Source organism: Microbacterium sp. MRS-1, assembly GCF_000585455.1.
Taxonomy (GTDB): domain Bacteria; phylum Actinomycetota; class Actinomycetes; order Actinomycetales; family Microbacteriaceae; genus Microbacterium; species Microbacterium laevaniformans.
Genome location: NZ_JAUF01000116.1, coordinates 1 through 1,720, shown reverse-complemented (window position 1 = coordinate 1,720; position 1,720 = coordinate 1). Strand labels below are relative to the sequence as shown.

Genomic DNA, 1,720 nt, shown 5'->3' with positions numbered 1-1,720 from the left:
CGCTTCGCTGCTTTAGTGGACAGCGCATAGATCAGACCGTTGCGACGATCGCTGGAATCCAAGTGGCCCGGTGTTGCGTGATGTCGCAGAACCAGAGCCGGTTCGGGGCGTCGGCGCGGAACTGCCGTTTCACGAGATCCTCGTGCGTGGCCGTGTCCGGCTTCCAGCCGCGCCGCTTGCGGCGATGCGAGACGCCAACCAGTCCGTCCAGTCGCATGAGCCGCGCGACGCGCTTGCGGCCCACGTGAACACCCAGGCCCAGCCGCAGCTCTGCGAGCACCCGCGGGGCGCCATAGGTCTCGCGGGAGTCTGAGTGGATGCGACGAATCGTGATCGTCAACTCCGCGTCGGCGACGGACCGCGGTGATGGCATCCGCTCCCGCCATTCGTAGTATCCCGAAGTGGAGACCCCAAGGAACCGGCAGGCCACCGCGACAGGCACACCGTCGGCGGCGAGCTCCTGGACCAGCCGGAACCCTATTTTGGGAGGACGTTCTCCCTGGCGAAGTACGCCGACGCGCGCTTGAGGATCTCGTTCTCCATCTCCAGCACCCGCAACCGGCGCCGCAGCTCGACGAGCTCCTTGTGCTCCTCGCTCGTGACACCGGCCTTGCGGCCGGAATCGACCGCGTCACGGTTCATCCAGTTCCGCAAACACGACTCGCTGATCCCAAGATCACGCGCAGTCTGACCGACAGGGTTTCCCTGGGCAACCAGGTCCAGGGCTCGACGCCGAAACTCCGGCGGGTGGGCAGCAGGCATCTCACGGACTCCTTCCGAGACGATCATCGCCTCAACTCAGGTGTCCGGAAAACCGGGTCAGGCTCCATTTCACCCTCCGCTCTGATCAGACTCATCGTCAAGCCCAGGCCCGCGACGGTCAGGCATCCGTGGGGCGCCAGTGTGGTGAATCAAGACGGGCTTCTTCACCTCGACGGAGGATCGGCGGACAACGCTGCGATCCTGCGGGCCAACGCCACGCTCGGCTATGTCCGCGACGAAGAGTGGGTCACCCTGACTCGCGGCTCAGCGTGAGGCCCGCAGCGCCCGCCGGATCAACGTGACCTGAAGCGGCAGCCGCACCAGCGACACCGCGAACGCGGCCCATGCCTTCGGGGTGCGGCGGCGGGCGGCCCGGCGGCCGAGGTCGATGCTCATCTGCATGTTCGCGGGCCAGACGCCGGCCAGCACCACCGCACTCGCTCGCCCGGCGGCAGCTCGCGTCGACGGCACGACCAGCCCCACCGCGCACGCCAGCTCCGCGATGCCGGATGCGATCACCAGCGGCCGATCCCACCGCCGCAGCGCCCGCGGGATGATCGGCGTGAACACGCCGGGTCGCACGAGGTGGATGACGCCCGACACCGCGAACGGCACCATCACGATCCAGGGAACGGTGGCGGCGGGCTTCTTCGCGCGACGTGGCATCCCGCCATTCTCCCCCGCGCGCCGCCGCCCGGGGCCGCCGCGCGAACAGCTCCGGTGACAGCATGGGCAGATGCTCTCCCCGCAATCCCTGAGCGAGTCCGATCGGCGCCTCGTCGCCGCGTGGGCCGCCGACTGCGCCGACCGCGTGCTCCCTCTCTTCGAACGCGAGGCTCCCGGCGACGATCGCCCGCGTGACGCCATCGCGCGTGCCCGCGCCTACGCGCGCGGCGAGCTCGACTCGGCAGGCGAGATCCGCCGCCGGTTCGTCGCGGGCCGCGCCGCCGCCTCGGTC

4 protein-coding genes are annotated in these 1,720 nt (G+C 69.4%); 1 reads left to right on the top strand and 3 read right to left on the bottom strand.

The window, feature by feature from the left end; genetic code table 11:
• Positions 1-31: 31 nt before the first annotated feature.
• The 3 genes from AS96_RS14305 to AS96_RS14295 form a co-directional block, all read right to left on the bottom strand.
• Positions 32-373, bottom strand: coding sequence for an IS3 family transposase (locus AS96_RS14305; RefSeq protein ID WP_081768082.1), 342 nt, complete (start codon positions 371-373; stop codon positions 32-34).
• Between the two features lie 104 nt (positions 374-477).
• Positions 478-762 (bottom strand): transposase, encoded by a 285-nt coding sequence (locus AS96_RS14300; protein ID WP_036291202.1) that lies wholly within the window; start codon positions 760-762, stop codon positions 478-480.
• 264 nt (positions 763-1,026) lie between these two features.
• Positions 1,027-1,428, bottom strand: a complete 402-nt coding sequence (locus tag AS96_RS14295) for a DoxX family protein (protein ID WP_036291201.1) — start codon at positions 1,426-1,428, stop codon at positions 1,027-1,029.
• 70 nt (positions 1,429-1,498) lie between these two features.
• Between AS96_RS14295 and AS96_RS14290 the strand changes: the two genes are divergently transcribed.
• The coding region (locus AS96_RS14290; protein ID WP_036291198.1) for a putative immunity protein at positions 1,499-1,720 on the top strand (222 nt) is incomplete at its 3' end.